Raw genomic sequence first — 16,841 nt, 5'->3', positions numbered from 1 at the left:
TGTCACCCCCAGGAATGAAAATAAGTCGGGTGCATCAGTCGCATCCCGACTTTTATTTTCGTATTAAACCGAATACAATGGGTGCTGATATGCCGAGAGAAGGGCCCCATGCTCTAAAGCCAGTAACATTTATAGAGAAATCTTGCAAGAAGTGCAACAATACTGCCCCACAGAAGCGGTCTATGCCGAAATCCTGCACGAAATGCAACAAAGTCAGCATTAACTTGCCCTCTGCCCCGGAATTTGTGCAAATAATGCAACATTGTACCCGTATCCAGTAACCTTTATAAAGGAATCCTGCAAAATGTGCAACAATACAAGCGGCGGGTGAGAGAAGGCAGCAGCATCCTTCACCCGCGGGGTGATTTTATTCTGAAAAATGTATGAGACTTCGGTCTAGATTTTGAAATTCTCGACCAATACCTGCAGCTTCTCTGCCAGGGAGGAGAGGAATGCGGCGGAGGATTCGACCTCCTGCATGGCGGCAAGCTGCTCTTGAGACGAGGCGGACAAGGTCTCGGCGCCCTCGGCCGTCTGATTGGAGACCGCTACGATCTTCTGGATCGAAGCGACAAGTCCGTCAGAGAGCAGGGCCAGTTCACGCACGGTGGCTGAGATCTGCTGGCTATGTGCAGACATATCGGAGACGGACGACTCAATCTCGGAGAAGGAATGGCCGGCCGCTATAATCATTTCTTTGCCGTGATGCATTTCTTCCGTAGAGTGCCTCATCGTCTCTCCGGCCTTGTCCATCTGCTGGACAATCAGACTAACCAGCTCACCGATCTGGCGGGCAGATCCGGCAGATCGCTCGGCCAGCTTGCGTACTGAGCCTGCCACAACAGCGAAGCCGCGGCCCTCTTCTCCGGCCCGTGCGGCTTCAATTGCCGCATTGAGGGATAACAGGTTCGTCTCCTCGGCAATACTGGCAATAGTGCCGACAATATTCTCAATCTCTTTGGAATGGCTGCCCAGCGTCTCAATAATGCCGGAGAGATCCGAGATGCTCGCACCTACAATGGCCATCTGGGAGGTGGTCGAGTCCATAGATTCTCGGCCTGTCCGGGCCTTCTGGGAGTTGATGGCTGCCTGGTTCATTGCGCTGTCGGCATTGCCTGCAATTTCAGTAATGAAATGCGACATATCCTGCACGGCCTTGAAGCTGCCTTCCAAATTCTGCAGCTGGGTGTGTGCCCCGTCGGCCAGATCCAGAGTGACATTAACGCTGTGTTCTCCGGCCCGGTTGGTCTCCTGGGCGCTGGCGGACAGCTCCTGGGAAGAAGAGGCAACCAGCATGGACGTATCGTTAACCTGTGTGATCAAGTCACGCAGATTCAGGGTCATCGCATTGAAGTCGCGGGCAAGCTCGCCGATCTCGTCCTTGGCTGTGAAGAGCAGCGGTTCCCGGGTCAGATCGCCTTGGGCTACCGTGTTCACGGATGCGGACAGCTTGGTGAGAGGGCTGACCATCCGGCGGATCAGCAGATAAGCGGCGAGAATCGCAATAATCAGAATGGAGCTGCCGATCAGGAAGGGCTGGGTGATGATATCCATGGTCCGGGATTGAATTAAGGGGCCGTCGAAGTTAATCGCCATTAATGCAATGATGGGTTTGGTAGGGTCATGGTCCTGATAGATGGGGCCGTAGCCGGTTTTGAGGGAGGTGCCCTGATATGTATACACCTTCGAGTAGGCGGAGTGCTTCATCGTGGTAATCATTTCTTTATCTTCATCTGCGAAGTAGAAGGGGTCTCCAGCTTTGTAGCCGCGTTGTTTGAAGTTCTTGTCAGCGGCCAGCACCTTGCCGTCCAGTGATAGAATGAAGGCTTCTTTGAAAATAGGCTTGTGATCACTGATCCATCCGATGCGGTCTTCGATCGCAGTCAGCTTGCTGGTATCGCCGGCAGCCAGAGCGGTTATGTCGGCAGGATCGATAAGACCGGTTGTTATATTCGCGCAGCCTACCAATTCAATGCCTGCAGCTTCATCGATCTGCTTGTAAGCCGCATGATAACCGAAGAAGCCTATGGATGAACCAACCAGTAGCAATACAATCAGCATCATCCATGTTAATTTTGTTGCCAATTTCATAACAAATATCACCAGCCCTGACTCTAAAAGATTAAGTGAATTATGGGGTTCACTGCTACGATTATAGCGCATACGCTGCGGTTTGAGCAGACGTCAGAAAAAAGAATTTTTGTGTCGGAAAATGATGGATTATGTATAAAAAATCATTGAAAAGTAGGCGCTTAATCCTATTTTAGTTTCAAAAAATACTGTATGTCGGACCCGTATAATGGTACGCTTGAAGCAGAACAAACGGACTGGGAGCTGAAGGGATGTCACAAGAAGTCAATCCTTTGATCGAACGTGTGGGATTATCCATGTGGAAGGTTCAGCGCAGAATCATGTCGCAGATGTCATTTCATAAGGAATTGGGCTTGACTGTGCCGCAATTCGGGCTGCTGCATATGATCTTTCAGGAGCAGCAGGCACGGGTGATTCAGCTGGCGGACAAGATGGAGGTGAAGTCCAGTGCAGTCACCGTCATGCTGGACCGGCTGGAGCTGCTGGAGCTGATCGCCCGCGTGACGGACGAGAATGACCGCAGAGCGGTAATCGTCACGATCACCGGCAAGGGACAAGAGGTGCTGGAAGAAGCACAGCGCCGGTCACTGCTGCTGCTGGAAGAGCATCTGGCCATTCTGGAGCCGGCAGAGCTGGAGAACTTCGCGGATTATTATCTCATGCTGGAGAATCAGGAGCGTTAACATAAGCATTACAAAGAGGCAGCGCTTCTCCCGTTACGGAGAGGCGCTGCCTCTTGTCTTGTCTAGTCCGGCTATTCTGCGGCAGGTTCTTTGTCCGGCAGCTGCGTGACGTAGCTGTCAGACAGCTGGCGCAGCCGCAGAGCGCGGTTGTATTCATCCTCGTTGCCGGCCGGAGCAGTACCTCCGGTCGCCAGCGGATATTGGGTATTATCCTCGAAGCTGTTGCCCGGAATCAGCAGGGCAGAGCTGGAAATGAAGGAGCCTGTAGGCAGGTAATACCGCTGCGGCAGCAGATTGTAGGACTGGCTGAGCAGATCCTGGCCGAAATAAATGTTGTTATCCATGGATACCCCCAGCAGGCTGGCAGCTGTAGGCATAATATCGATTTCTCCGCCTACCTGTGCAAGCTTCTGCGGAGCAATTCCTTCGCCATGGATAAGCAGCGGAATGTTGAGCATATTGGCGTAGCTGTAATCATATCCGTAGATTTCCTTCATTAGCTGCTTGTCGTCATGATCCAGCGAATAGATCGGCAGTCCCATATGGTCGCCGTAGACCATAACCAGACTGTTCTCCCATAATCCATTCGCCTTCAGTTCATCTACAAACTGTCCGAAGGCATAGTCCGCATAGTTCTGCGACCGGACATAATCGCCGACAAAGGTTCCTTCATACCGCTCAGGAAGCTTCATCTTGTGCTTTTCTTCAGGAATAGTGAATGGGTGATGCGCCGACATGGAGATGACCTGGGCATAGAACGGCTGGCCCGCATCGCTCATTTCCTTCAGCTTCTCCGAGGATTTACGGTAGAGCACCTCATCGGAAGCGCCGAAGAAGAAGGCATCCTCATCACCGAAGAACTGGTGATCGTAATACTTCTGCCAGCCGAGGGCCTTGTATAGCTCGCCCCGGTTCCAGAATTCCACTACATTGGTGTGGAACGTGGCCGTCTGATAGCCGTTGTCTCCCAGCAGACGGGGGAGACTCGGCAGCTGCTTGTCGATATAAGACATGGTGGCCGCACCCTGCGGAGGAATATAGAAGGACGAATTGACCACGAATTCCGCATCGGAGGTATTGCCCTGGCCGACCATCTGATAGAAGTTCGTGAAGTACAGGCTCTCCTCCATCAGGCGGTTCAGGTTAGGGGTAATCTCCTGGCCGTCTATCTTCAGACCAAGCAGGAAGTTCTGGAAGGACTCCAGCTGGATCACAATCAGATTCTTGCCCTTGGCGGAACCGGCATAAGCCGAGACTGCTGAAGGGTCGATGCCCTTGAGCTGGTTAATCGTGCTCTGTGTGATTTCACTGGCCTGGACCAGCTCGGTTTTATCTTTGGCAAAGATCGTGTATGCTTCATAATTAAGGATGCCCATCTCCTGGGCCTTCTTGATCTCATTCATGCTCGCCTTATTCGGAAGAATATTGAACAGGCAGAGTCCGAGCGAGACCGCGAACAGTACGACATGCACCGTCCGGCCACTGCGCCGGTTGATCTGGTCTTTTTTATAATTGCGTCCGTTCTTGTTAATGAAGAAATAGAAGCCCAGCACGATAATATCGGTGAAGATCAGCAGATAATAAGGGTCCATCAATGAGAACACGCTGTTCTTGACGGCAGTGACCTGGTTCACCTGCTCGGCGGCATGGTAAGTGACAATGACCCCGTAATATTTGAAGTACATAATGGCGGCAAAAAAGATCGCGGTAACCAGCAGATTGACCGTCATGTAATAGCCGAGCTTCCGTCTGGAAGCAAAGCGCTCAATCAGGAAAAACAGGGCCCAGACAAAGGGCAGCTCCGTCAATACGGATTTCCAGAATTGCAAATCATCAAAGATTACACCCCAGGCCAGCAGGCTTTTGAACAGAAAAAGAATGGAAAAGAACACAAATGGCTTAAGGAGCCAGCGTTTCACAGTTTGGGATGACACAGCTTCGCCTTCTTTCTGAAGAATGAACAGGTTTCCCGGGTGATAGGAAACAGCAGCATGAGGACATAAGAATACCATTATCAATAGAACTTATTATGCAGTGCCAGGGAAGGAATGTCAAAAATCAGAAGCGGCCGTATACTCCCTGGAGCGCGCGTAAACTACGGCTAGAACGAACCCGGCGCAGGCCACTCCCTCAGGCGGGGGGATATCGGCGTTAAACGAAGAATATGAGCCTTACGCAGCGGAAGCTGGCGGAAATTATTGGAGGTGGGGACGGATGGAGCATACAGAAATCATACTGTCCGTGAGGGCGCTTGTGGAATTTGCCTACAGCAGCGGCAGTCTGGAGCCGGGCTTCCGCAGCGGAGCCGCGATGGCGGAGGGGACGCGCAGCCATCAGCTGATCCAGAAGCAATACAAGGAAGGGGACCGCAAGGAGGTCTATTTGAAGACCGGAATTGCTTACGGAGAGCTGCTGTTCCAGATTGACGGGCGCTGCGACGGACTGCTTACGGCAGAGGATGGGAGCCTGACAGTGGAGGAGATCAAGTCCATGGCCGGAATCCCGGACCCTGCGCTTGAAGGGAAGGAGGTACACTGGGCCCAGGCTTATATGTACGCTTACATGCTGGCAACGGATTTTGAGCTTCCCTACATTCAGGTGAAGCTCACCTATGTGCAGCGGGGAAGCGAGGCACAGCACAGCCTCTACCGGGAGATGTCCCGTGAAGCGCTGACGGCCTTTGCGCTAGAGACAGTAAGCAGATATGCACCGTATGCCGAGATGATGGTCCGTTACAAGGCGAAGAGAGGGGAGAGCATCACGAACCTGTCTTTTCCGTTCTCGGCTTACCGGCCCGGCCAGCGCCATTTCGCAGCTGCAGTCTACACCTCCATTGCTGAGGGGGCGAACCTCTTCGCCCAGGCACCGACAGGCATCGGCAAAACCATGTCCACTCTGTTCCCGGCGGTCAAAGCGCTGGGCGAAGGCAAGGCGGCCGGTATCTTCTATCTGACCGCCAAGACCGTTACACGGATCGCGGCGCAGGAGGCAGCCTCGATGCTGAACCGCCGGGGGCTGCATCTGCATGTCATTGCGCTGACGGCGAAGGAGAAGGCCTGCTTCCGGGAGGAAGGCATCTGCGGCACGGATTCCTGCGCGTATGCGGAGGGCTATTATGACCGGATCAACGGCGCGCTGATTGATATGCTGGAGCATGAGACGCTAATGACCCGGGAGACGATCGCCGGCTATGCCCATAAGCATCAGGTCTGCCCGTTTGAGTTCTCGCTGGATGCCGCCTATGCCTGCGATGTTGTTATCTGCGATTACAATTATATCTACGACCCGCGCATCAGTCTGAAGCGCATGTCCGAGGAGCGCAAGAAGAACACCGTGCTGCTGGTGGATGAAGCGCATAATCTGGTGGACCGGGGCCGGGAGATGTATTCGGCTTCGCTTACCAAGGCACCCTTCCTGGCGCTCAGCCGGACCTACAAAACGGCGAATCCCCGGCTCGGCACTGCCGCCAAAGCGGTGAACGCCTTCTTCATTGCGCTGCGTAAGATCTGCGGTGATAAGGGTGCGGGAGAGTGGGCGGCCTATCCGGAGGAGCTGCCGGAGCTGCTGGAGAACTTCGCAGCCGAAGCGGAGCTGGAGCTGCTGAATTCCTCTTCCCCGGTAAGCTCTGTGCAGGCGGAGGAGGACAGGGCGGATAGCCTGCTGGATACCTATTACGCAGTACAGGCGATGCTTCGCACCTTCAAAACCTACGATGAACGTTACATTACCTATGCCGAGGTGCGCAGCGGAGATGTGTATCTGAAGCTGTTCAATCTCGATCCGTCGCATTTGCTGCAGCAAATGGGCAAGAGCTTCCGCAGCCAGATTCTGTTCTCTGCGACCCTCTCGCCGCTCTCGTATTACAGGGATATGATCGGTGCAGGCGAGGAGGACTACAGTCTGAGCCTGGCCTCACCTTTTCACAAAGAGCAGTGGCAGGTGTCTGTCCTGCCGGTATCCACCCGGTTTCATGACCGGGAGGCTTCCTTACAGCCGCTTAGTAATGCTCTTAAAGGCATGGTCTCGAAGAAGGGCAACTACCTGGTCTTCTTCCCCTCTTATGTGTACTTGAGGAATGTCTATGAGGTGTTCACCGAGAAGTACCCTGAAGTCCCTACGCTGCTGCAGGGCAGCGGGATGAGCGAGCCGGAGCGGGAGAGCTTCCTGGCGGCCTTCCGCCCGGATAACCCGGAGCCGCTGCTTGGCTTTGCCGTGCTGGGCGGTATTTTCTCCGAAGGGGTGGATCTGCCCGGCGATCGGCTGAACGGGGTGATGGTCGTAGGTGTAGGACTCCCGCAGGTGGGTCTGGAGCGCAATCTGCTCCGGAGCTATTTCCAGTCACAGGGCAAGAACGGCTTCGATTATGCTTATATCTACCCTGGCATGTGCAAGGTGCAGCAGGCTGGAGGACGGCTGATCCGCAGTGAGAGCGACAGCGGGGTCATTGTGCTTGCAGACGACCGCTTCATGCAGCCTTCCTACCGGCAGCTGCTTCCAGAGGAGTGGCGGGACTACTCTGTGTTGACCTAAGCGGGTATAATCTACTGAAAAGGCATTCACCAGACAACTCAGGAGGTAATGACATGACGCTTAATATCGGACTTGTTGGAACAGGCTGGTTCTCCAAGGTACATGCGGATTTGCTGGCGGGCATGGAGGATGTGTCGCTGAAGGCGGTCTGCGGCAGCAGCAAGCTTAAGGGAGAAGAGATGGCCCGCCCTTACGGGGCCGAAGGCTACGGGGAGATTACCGAGATGCTGGACAGCCACAAGCTGGATGCCGTCTACATCTGCGTGCCGCCACAGTCGCACGGGGCGATTGAGCGGGCGCTGATCCGCAGGGATATCCCCTTTTTCATCGAGAAGCCGCTAGGCTCAAGTACGGCCATTCCGGCCAGTCTGCTGGAGGATATCAAGCAGCATCAGCTGCTGACCTCGGTAGGCTATCATTTCCGCTATCAGGAGAATATCCAGCGGCTGAAGCAGACGCTTGCCGGAGACAAGGTAGGGATGATTACCGGAGAATGGATGGGCGGAATGCCCGGCGTGGCGTGGTGGCGCAATCAGGAGCAGTCCGGCGGGCAATTCACGGAGCAGACGACGCATATTGTTGACTTGCTGCGTTATCTGGCCGGTGAGGTGACAGAGGTCTACGGCATGTTCGGCAACCGGATTATGCATGAGAAGCATGAAGGGGTGACCGTAGCCGATGTAGGCACCGTATCGCTGAAGCTTGCAAGCGGCATTATCGCCAGCATCTCCAATACCTGTGTGCTGCCAGGAGAGGTGAACAAGGCTGGAATCAGCTTCTATAATGACAACGGCATGCTTGACTGGAACCCGGAGCGTCTGCTTGAAGTCCGCAGCGGGGACAGCAAGGAATACAAGAATACGGGCAACCCTTACGCTGTAGAGAGCGAGGCCTTCCTGTACGCTGTCCGCACCGGAGACCGCTCCCGTATTCTCAGCGATTACGAGGACGGGTACAAGACGCTGAAGGTAACCTGCGCCGCGTATGAATCCGCCCAGAGCGGATTGCCGGTGAAGCTGTAGGACTCTGTCCTAGGGTCAGGGAGCTGCTTAATGAATGAACACTGCGATCAGTGCGGGTGCCAGCCCAATGGAGAACAGCGCCGCCAGAATCATCGAGATACTGGAGATGGTGCCGGTCAGCGAGCTAAGCTCGAAGGCCTTGGAGGTGCCGGTGCCATGCGCTGCAGTGCCCAGCGAGACCCCGCGTGCCACTTCATTCTCAATGTGGAAGAGGCGCAGCACCGAAGGACCCATCATCGTTCCAAGCACACCCGTGAGAATGACGAAGACTGCGGTGATGCTGGGAACTCCGCCGATGCTCTGTGAGATGCTCATGGCAATCGGCGTAGTTACCGAACGGGGGACCAGGCTGGTGGCGAGATCTCCGCTCAGGTGCATTAATTTGGCCAGCAGCATGGACGACAGTACAGCCGTTACCGTTCCTGACAGCACGCCTGCCGCAATTTCGGCGGCGTGCTTTTTGAGTAGCTTGAAGTTCTTGTGCAGCGGAATTGCAAAGGCGATTGTCGCCGGCTGAAGCAGGTCTGACAGCCATTTGCCGCCTGCATTGTAGGATTCATAAGAGCTGCCTGTGATCAGCAGGAAGCCGATGATTACCAGCGGGGTGATGATCAGCGGAGAGGCGTACATTTTGCCGCTGGCCGCATAAATCCGTTTGGTTACAAGGTATACCGCAATGGTAAGTCCAAGGAATAATAGTCCGGTCATCATGAGCTTCTACGCTCCTTTACTTTATAGATCATCCCTGTCAGCAGACCCGAGCTGGCCATGACAGCAAAGGTGCCCACGAGCACAACAGCCAGTACCTGCAGGCCGAAGGATTCCAGCAGCTTCGAGTAGTTCATGACCCCGATAGCCGATGGAATGAAGAACAGCAGCAGCTCAGCCAGCAGCCAAGAAGCTCCTGCCTCCACCCAGTTCAGACGGATCACGCCGGATTCGAGCAGCAGGAATAATAGAATCATCCCGATAATGCTTCCGGGAAGCGGAATATGCAGTAGTGAGGTTAATCCGTTAACGAGCAGGGAGAACACGGTTAGTCCGGCCACCTGCAGTAAGCCTAAGGCAATCTTTTTCATCATGATTACCTCCTTTCATCTCTTACTGAAATTTTACATCTAATTCTTTCATAGGTACAATGAATGGATTGAATAGATCGCATTCTAATTGTCTATGCATGGAGGTTACCTAATGGATATCAGACAGCTGGAGTATTTCGTGCAGGCCGCCAGGCTGAACAGCTTCTCCAGAGCCGCAGAATCGCTGTATATCACCCAGCCGACCATCAGTAAGATGGTCCGCAATCTGGAGACGGAGCTGGGGGCCGACCTGTTCTACCGCGAGGGCCGGAGCATCCGTCTGACGGATGCGGGAGAGCTGCTGCTCGTCAAGGCGCAGAACATTGTAGAGTCCTTTGCCAGCCTCTCCTCCGAGCTGGACAGCCTGCGCAATCTGAAGCAGGGGCATATCCGTATCGGACTTCCGCCCATGGTTGGAGCCAGCTTCTTCCCGGCGGTCATCGGGGAATTCCACCGCAAGTATCCCGAGGTGACGATCCGGCTGCATGAGGACGGGGCGAAGAAAGTGGAGGATGACGTAGAGTCCGGCCTGCTCGATATCGGGGCGATTGTACTGCCGGTGGACCCGGCCAGATTCCACTGCTTCACCTTTGTGGAGGAGAAGCTGGAATTGCTGGTTCCCGCAGGCCACCGTCTGGACGGAGCGCAGCAGGTGCCGCTGAGAGAGCTGGCCGGGGAGGAGTTCGTCCTGTTCCGGGAGGACTTCGCCCTCCATGACCGGATTATCTCGGAATGTGTCAAAGCTGGCTTTCAGCCCAAGGTGGTCTATGAAAGCTCCCAGTGGGATTTGATCAGCCGGATGGTCGCCGCCGGGATGGGCATTGCGCTGCTGCCGGAGACCATCTGCCGGGATATCGACCGTTCGCGGATTGCGGTGATTTCCCTGACCGAGCCGGTGATTCCCTGGCAGCTGGGCATGATCTGGCGCAAGGACCGCTATTTGTCCTTTGCCGCCAGGGAGTGGATTGCTTTTGCGATGAATGTACTAGGAGAGCGGTATTCGCGGCCGGAGCCTCCGGAGGATATATAAATACAGAGCTTATTTATACTTCCGCCGACATTTTTTTCTTTTTTTGCAAATTTTGTTTTTTGGCATCATGATTTATGATAGGGGAGAAGTTGATAGAGAGAAGGTGAGTAACCGTGAACCTTTACCAGAATTCTCCTGATGTTAGCGGCCGGGATTACAGAGAAGATGAGCTGTTCCTTACTATAGAGAATTTAAGAAGCGAGCTGCTGGAGGTGGCCCGGGAACGGAGTCTGAGCGACCATACAGTGTTGGAGCTTAGCCAGCGGCTGGACGGATATATTGTGATGGCTCAGAACCTGATGATGGAGAGCCTGCGCAGCCGTAAGAATGGAGCCGCGCCCTACGGCAAGAATAAGAAGAGCCAGCGGATCAGGAATCAGGCGGCTCTGCAGCAATAATCTATAATACATCCAAGCATCTGATGGTGTTTGTTAATCATGGTCCTACTAAATGTGGGGCCATTTTGTTGTGCTTTTCATAGTGTTGTCCTATAATGGCAATTAATAGAAGGATAACCTGAATGATGGATAGGGAGGTGCCGGGTGGAGGCGAAGCTGACTACATTACGTACGGAAATCGAGAAGAGTCTGTCCCGCTCGGGCCATAATCTTGCCTCATTTGCCAAAGTCTCCGGCCTGAACCGCGGCAGTCTCAGCGCCATTCTTCACGGCAATCCGCCGAAGCCCATCTCGCTGGGACAGCTCGATGCCATGATTCGGGCCTTCGGCTTCCCGGAAGGCTGGCTGTATCCGCTCTATGTGGATGAGTGCTTCAGTGAAGAGCGGATCTCCCGCCGCCGTATCGAGCCCTTCCTGGTTAAATGTGCCGAGATGGGCAAGCAGCAATGCATTGAAGAGGTCTTAAGGCGGATTATGGAATATCAGCGGCCGCTGGATATCATCTACAGGGTGGCAGAGAGGCTATTCTGCAGCGGCAAAGTACAGGAGTCCATCGTATTCTACAAGCTGATTGTAGACCATGAACAAGATAGCTATTCCGAGCGTATGGCGATTAGCCAGTACCGTATCTTCATGTCTTTGCAATCCACTCCGGATGTGGATATGGAGCAGAAGCTGCGCGCCGTAATCAGCTTCGAGCCGTATCGTGGGCTGCTTCCCGAGGAGATGCAGCTGGACGGGCTGCTGAAGCTGGCGAAGGTATGCTTCGCGCTGCACCGCTGGAAGGATGTGGAGAAATTCGCTGATGAGCTGAGGGCATTAGCAAGCGGAATCTACCGCGAGGAGCTGCGCCGCAGCAAGGGGAAGAGGGCAGAGGCCTTTCAGGCAGAACGTCCGCTCGTGGTCTATTACGGGCACGGTTATCTGCTGAAGGCATCGGCGCTTACCAAGCAGGGAGAATATCAGCAGGCCAAGAAATATACCGCCGGCTATGCGGACCTGGGATGGTTCGAGATGCTGGATGACGAGGGGCGCAGCAGTGTGGACAGCTTCAAGCTGTTTGCCACGGCCAACGGGTTCACGCTGGAGATTCTGATGGGCAACATCTCTGTATTGCCGTCCTATATCGCTTTCTTGTCCGAGCATCCCGGCGAGATTCTGTCCGGCATGGTGATCATTATGGAGTCGGCCAACCGCTTCGGGTTCTCCGCTGATGCGGTGATGTCGCGCTTTTCCCGGGAGATGCTGCGCTTTGAACAATTCCAGGATACGATCAATGTAGACCGGGTGTATCGTCTCTATTATCAGATTGCAATCTATCATATCTCCCGCCAGCAATATGCCAAGGGAATCGACTATATCGTTCATTGTCTGCGTCTGACCATCAGGCTGAACAGCGGCAAGGACTTTATTAATTGTGTAACCTTATTTGAACTGAACAGAGACTATGCCTCGGATACCCAGCAGAATGCGTACCGGGAGCTGATCAGGGAGGTGAGAGCACATGAAGAGATCACTGTTGACGACGGTCAGCGTTTTGGTATTGTTTAGCTTCATTCTTGCGGGTATAGGAACAGATCAGAAGTCCAAGACCAGAGGGCTAACTGCTGTTGAACACGGAGTGGAATTTTAGAGCAGATTAGAGCAGTTAATTGTATAGCTTGAAGAGACTCCCCGGCCCTCTGTGTCGCGGGAGCGTTTGTGCGTGGTAATGTGAAATAAATTACATGCTCAGGGCGTAATCAGGAATTGACAAATGGCAGGCACGAAAATATAATTAGGTAGCCTAATTAATACATGGTTTAATTATTTGTAGACCTAACTAAAATGGGGTGGAAGCATTGGGATAAATCGCGAAGGTGAAAACTCAGTCGGACACAAGCTTTTCTCTGCACTTCGGAAGCTGCGCAAAGGGCATTGGCATCACTCAGTGGAGGGGCATAAGCCAAGTGAGATGACTTTATTGATATGTATTGCACGGGCGTCGCATGCTTCAGATCTCGGACTTAAGGTGTCGGAGATCAGCCGCTTCCTGGGACTGACTCCGCCAACAGTAACCCAGCTGATTAACAGTCTTGAAGCCAAGCAGATGGTAGAACGGCAGGCTGATCCGTCTGACCGGAGGGTAGTGCGCATCAAGTTGACCGAACAGGGGAAAATTATTACCCGCAGGGCCAGGGACCATATGGACGCCACACTTAACAGGATGGTGGAGTATTTAGGTGAGGAAGAATCTGATCAACTGGCGGAACTGCTGCTGAAAGTCTATGCCTTTATGGAGGATAATCCTCCGCCTAATCTAGACCGGTTACAAATGAACGGAGATGAGAAGCATGATTAAATTAATGAAACAACTGAAGCCCTTCCGCTTGGCCATCGCAGGGGTACTGATTCTGGTATTCCTGCAGTCCATGGGCGATCTGTATCTTCCCACCTTGATGAGTAACATTATCGACAAAGGGATTGTGGAAGGTGACCAGCCGTATATCTGGAGAATTGGCGGCTTCATGCTGCTGGTGGCGGCTGGAGGTGTGCTATGCTCTATTATTGCCAGCTATCTGTCAGCCAGAGTGGCGGCAGGCTTCGGAAAGAATACCCGTTCAAGGGTGTTCAATCATGTGGAGAACTTTACGCTCCATGAATTCGACAAGCTGGGCACGGCCTCATTGATTACACGTACCACTAATGATATTACACAGGTTCAGACCGTTCTGACTATGATGCTCCGCATGATGGTCGGTGCTCCGATGATGATGATCGGCGGGATTATTATGGCGGTGTCGGAGGACGCCAAGCTCTCGCTGATCTTTGTAGTGGTGATTCCGCTGCTGGTCGGAGCAATATTTTTCATCGGAATGAAGGGTCTGCCGCTGTTCAAGGCGATTCAGATCAAGCTGGACAAATTAAATCTGGTGCTGCGCGAGCATCTGACCGGTATCCGCGTCATCCGCTCCTTCAACCGGATTGAGCATGAGAACCGTCGCTTCAGCCTGGCCAACGCAGATCTTACGGATACTGCAATCAAAGTCAACAAGGTAATGGCGGGCCTGATGCCGCTGATGATGATCGTCATGAACTTCTCGATGATTGCCATTCTGTATTACGGCGGAATCCGGATTGGCGATGGGGATCTGAAGGTTGGCTCCCTGATGGCATTCATTCAGTATGCAATGCAGATTATGTTCTCGCTGATCATGGTGTCGATGATGTTCGTGCTGATTCCAAGAGCTTCTGCCTCAGCACTGCGCATTAATGAAGTGTTAGATATGCAGCCAGAGATTAAGGACCCTACCTCTGCAGAACTGAAGACTACGGCTACAGCTACACAGGAGGACGGCCGTGACGGATTGCGCGGGTATGTGGAGTTCGACAATGTATCCTTCGCTTATCCGGGTGCAGAGCAGGCAGCCTTGTCGGGAATTACCTTCAGTGCGCGCCCCGGTGAGATTACCGCCATTATCGGCGGAACCGGGTCAGGCAAGTCCACGCTGCTGAACATGATTCCGAGATTCTATGATGCCATAGAAGGTACGGTAAGTGTGGACGGTGTGGATGTGCGCCAGATGACGCAGGAGGAATTACGGGGCAAGATTGGTTATATTCCGCAAAAAGCCGTGCTGTTCACCGGTACCATCAACGAGAATATCCGTTACGGCAAAGAGGATGCTACCGAGGAGGAGATTCTTCATGCCGCCAAGGTGGCACAGGCCTATGACTTTGTCACAGCGATGAAGGAAGGCTTCGATTCAAGCATCTCCCAGGGGGGCGGTAACGTCTCCGGCGGCCAGAAGCAGCGTCTGTCGATAGCCCGTGCCCTCGTCCGCAAGCCGGAGGTATATCTGTTCGATGACAGCTTCTCCGCGCTGGACTTCAAGACCGATGCCAAGCTGCGTGCCGCGCTCAAGGAGGAGACTACGGAATCTACTGTCCTTATCGTCGCACAGCGGGTAAGCACGGTAATGGATGCAGACCGGATTATCGTACTGGATGAAGGTCAAATTGTCGGTATGGGCACGCACCGCGAGCTGCTGGACAACAATGAGGTGTACCGCGAGATCGTATCCTCGCAGCTGTCAGAGGAGGAAATAGCATGAGTGAGCAGAACAAAGCAATGAAGCCGCCCGCCCGCAGACACGGCGGATTCGGCCCCGGCCCGGGCGGACCCGGCATGGGTATGCCTCCCGAGAAGGCGAAGGATTTCAAGGGCACCCTGCGCCGCCTGATCCGGTATTTGCGCCCGCGCCAGGTACAGCTGATTATCGTATTCGTAATGGCGATTGCCAGTACCGTATTCAGTATTTTCAGCCCTAAGGTGATGGGTAAGGCAACGACCAAGCTGTTCGAAGGCGCTTATGGCAAGATGATGGGCGTGCCTGGGGCGGCGATTGATTTTGGCTATGTGAATGATATTCTGATCCTGCTGGCAGGCCTGTATCTGTTCAGCGCGCTGTTCAGTTATATCCAGCAGTATGTCATGGCCGGTGTGGCGCAGAAGGTCGTATACGACATGCGCGAGCAGATCAACAGCAAGCTGGAGCGGCTGCCGCTGAAATATTTCGATTCCCGGACCCACGGGGAGATTCTTAGCCGGGCGACCAATGATGTGGACAACATCAGTACCACCCTGCAGCAGAGCTTAACCCAGCTGATCACCTCCATTGTGACGATTGTCGGGGTTATTGTGATGATGCTGACGATCAGCCCGTGGCTAACCCTGATTACGATCGTAACGCTGCCGCTGAGCTTCGTGGTGATTATGCTGATCACCAAGCGCTCCCAGACCTATTTCGTCGGACAGCAGAAATCGCTGGGCCAGCTGAATGGTCATGTGGAGGAGATGTATACCGGGCACCGGATCATCAAGGCTTTTGGACGGGAGAAGAATTCCCTGAAGGATTTCAATGCCATCAATGAGGATCTGTATAACTCCGGCTGGCGCTCCCAGTTCATCTCCGGGATTATTATGCCGCTGATGATGTTCATCGGGAACCTGGGGTATGTGCTGGTATGTGTGGTCGGCGGGATCTTCGTGACCAAAAAAGCGATCGACGTCGGTGACATCCAGGCATTCATCCAGTATTCGCGCCAGTTCACCATGCCGATTACGCAGACTGCCAATATTGCCAACATCATTCAGTCCACCATCGCTTCGGCAGAACGTGTATTTGAACTGCTGGATGAGGACGAGGAAGTCCCTGAAGTGGCTGCTACACTGGCGAAACGTTCAGCAGTTGCAGAAGAGGGCTCTGTGGAATTCCGGCACGTGCAGTTCGGCTACAAGCCGGGTGAACTCCTGATTGAAGACATGAACATCGAGGTCAGTCCGGGACAGACCATTGCGATTGTAGGACCAACCGGAGCCGGTAAAACCACACTGATCAACCTGCTCATGCGCTTCTATGAGATCAGCGGCGGGGAAATTGTGATCGACGGTGTGAACATCACCGATATGAAGCGCAGCGAGCTGCGCAGCAAATTCGGTATGGTGCTTCAGGATACCTGGCTGTTCAACGGGACCATCCGCGATAATATCGCTTATGGCCGGGAAGGGGCTTCGGAGGCTGATGTGGTGCGGGCAGCCAAGGCTGCGCATGCCGATCACTTCATCCGTACGCTGCCGCTCGGGTATGACACGATTCTGAATGAAGAGGCCTCGAACATCTCCCAGGGTCAAAAGCAGCTGCTTACCATCGCCCGGGCGATTCTGGCCGATCCGTCCATCCTCATTCTGGATGAAGCAACCAGCAGCGTAGATACGCGGACAGAGGTGCAGATCCAGAAGGCGATGAACACGCTGATGCACGGCAGAACCAGCTTCGTGATCGCTCACCGCCTGTCCACCATCAAGGACGCCGATCTGATCCTGGTGATGAACCAGGGTAGCGTCATTGAGAAGGGCACCCATGTGGAACTGCTGGAAGCGGGCGGCTTCTATGCCGATCTCTATAACAGCCAGTTCTCCGGTGATGACCTGCCGGACGCAGGCTGATCTGAATAGAACAGTTACC

Annotated in this window: 13 protein-coding genes; 9 read left to right on the top strand and 4 right to left on the bottom strand. The window is 53.8% G+C overall.

Going from position 1 to position 16,841, the window contains the following annotated elements; translation table 11 throughout:
• Positions 1–396: 396 nt before the first annotated feature.
• A complete protein-coding gene (locus NST69_RS29255; RefSeq protein WP_036728235.1) occupies positions 397–2,091 on the bottom strand; it encodes a methyl-accepting chemotaxis protein in 1,695 nt (564 codons plus the stop codon).
• Positions 2,092–2,342: 251 nt separating this feature from the next.
• On the opposite strand from NST69_RS29255, the gene NST69_RS29250 reads away from it, so the two are divergent.
• On the top strand, positions 2,343–2,774 hold the full coding sequence (locus NST69_RS29250; RefSeq protein WP_051478265.1) for a MarR family transcriptional regulator: 432 nt from the start codon (positions 2,343–2,345) through the stop codon (positions 2,772–2,774).
• 71 nt (positions 2,775–2,845) lie between these two features.
• On the opposite strand, the gene NST69_RS29245 is transcribed toward NST69_RS29250, so the two are convergent.
• Positions 2,846–4,786 (bottom strand): LTA synthase family protein, encoded by a 1,941-nt coding sequence (locus tag NST69_RS29245; protein WP_342547820.1) that lies wholly within the window; start codon positions 4,784–4,786, stop codon positions 2,846–2,848.
• A gap of 202 nt (positions 4,787–4,988) precedes the next feature.
• On the opposite strand from NST69_RS29245, the gene NST69_RS29240 reads away from it, so the two are divergent.
• Together NST69_RS29240 and NST69_RS29235 are read left to right on the top strand one after the other, a co-directional pair.
• Complete coding sequence (locus tag NST69_RS29240) at positions 4,989–7,304, top strand: ATP-dependent DNA helicase (protein ID WP_342547819.1); 2,316 nt, start codon at positions 4,989–4,991, stop codon at positions 7,302–7,304.
• A 53-nt stretch (positions 7,305–7,357) separates the two neighbouring features.
• A complete protein-coding gene (locus NST69_RS29235) occupies positions 7,358–8,326 on the top strand; it encodes a Gfo/Idh/MocA family oxidoreductase (protein WP_076159248.1) in 969 nt (322 codons plus the stop codon).
• Positions 8,327–8,353: 27 nt separating this feature from the next.
• On the opposite strand, the gene NST69_RS29230 is transcribed toward NST69_RS29235, so the two are convergent.
• Together NST69_RS29230 and NST69_RS29225 are read right to left on the bottom strand one after the other, a co-directional pair.
• Positions 8,354–9,034 (bottom strand): CidB/LrgB family autolysis modulator, encoded by a 681-nt coding sequence (locus NST69_RS29230; protein ID WP_076080997.1) that lies wholly within the window; start codon positions 9,032–9,034, stop codon positions 8,354–8,356.
• Positions 9,034–9,405, bottom strand: coding sequence for a CidA/LrgA family holin-like protein (locus NST69_RS29225; RefSeq protein WP_036728241.1), 372 nt, complete (start codon positions 9,403–9,405; stop codon positions 9,034–9,036). Before NST69_RS29225 ends, NST69_RS29230 begins: the two co-directional genes overlap by 1 nt.
• A gap of 112 nt (positions 9,406–9,517) precedes the next feature.
• On the opposite strand from NST69_RS29225, the gene NST69_RS29220 reads away from it, so the two are divergent.
• The 6 genes from NST69_RS29220 (at position 9,518) to NST69_RS29195 (ending at position 16,822) form a co-directional block, all read left to right on the top strand.
• The gene (locus NST69_RS29220) at positions 9,518–10,435 is read left to right on the top strand and encodes a LysR family transcriptional regulator (RefSeq protein ID WP_342547818.1); all 918 of its coding nucleotides are present in this window, start codon (positions 9,518–9,520) and stop codon (positions 10,433–10,435) included.
• A 113-nt stretch (positions 10,436–10,548) separates the two neighbouring features.
• The gene (locus tag NST69_RS29215; protein ID WP_076080942.1) at positions 10,549–10,833 is read left to right on the top strand and encodes an aspartyl-phosphate phosphatase Spo0E family protein; all 285 of its coding nucleotides are present in this window, start codon (positions 10,549–10,551) and stop codon (positions 10,831–10,833) included.
• 144 nt (positions 10,834–10,977) lie between these two features.
• On the top strand, positions 10,978–12,384 hold the full coding sequence (locus NST69_RS29210) for a DNA-binding protein (protein ID WP_342547817.1): 1,407 nt from the start codon (positions 10,978–10,980) through the stop codon (positions 12,382–12,384).
• 403 nt (positions 12,385–12,787) lie between these two features.
• The gene (locus tag NST69_RS29205) at positions 12,788–13,174 is read left to right on the top strand and encodes a MarR family transcriptional regulator (protein ID WP_051478267.1); all 387 of its coding nucleotides are present in this window, start codon (positions 12,788–12,790) and stop codon (positions 13,172–13,174) included.
• Positions 13,167–14,927, top strand: coding sequence for an ABC transporter ATP-binding protein (locus NST69_RS29200; protein WP_036728255.1), 1,761 nt, complete (start codon positions 13,167–13,169; stop codon positions 14,925–14,927). Before NST69_RS29205 ends, NST69_RS29200 begins: the two co-directional genes overlap by 8 nt.
• Positions 14,924–16,822, top strand: a complete 1,899-nt coding sequence (locus NST69_RS29195) for an ABC transporter ATP-binding protein (protein ID WP_342547816.1) — start codon at positions 14,924–14,926, stop codon at positions 16,820–16,822. Before NST69_RS29200 ends, NST69_RS29195 begins: the two co-directional genes overlap by 4 nt.
• The last annotated feature ends 19 nt before the right edge of the window (positions 16,823–16,841 follow it).

It is taken from the genome of Paenibacillus sp. FSL P2-0089, assembly GCF_038595095.1.
Taxonomy (GTDB): domain Bacteria; phylum Bacillota; class Bacilli; order Paenibacillales; family Paenibacillaceae; genus Paenibacillus_AQ; species Paenibacillus_AQ silagei.
This window is presented reverse-complemented; position numbering and strand designations above follow the sequence as displayed.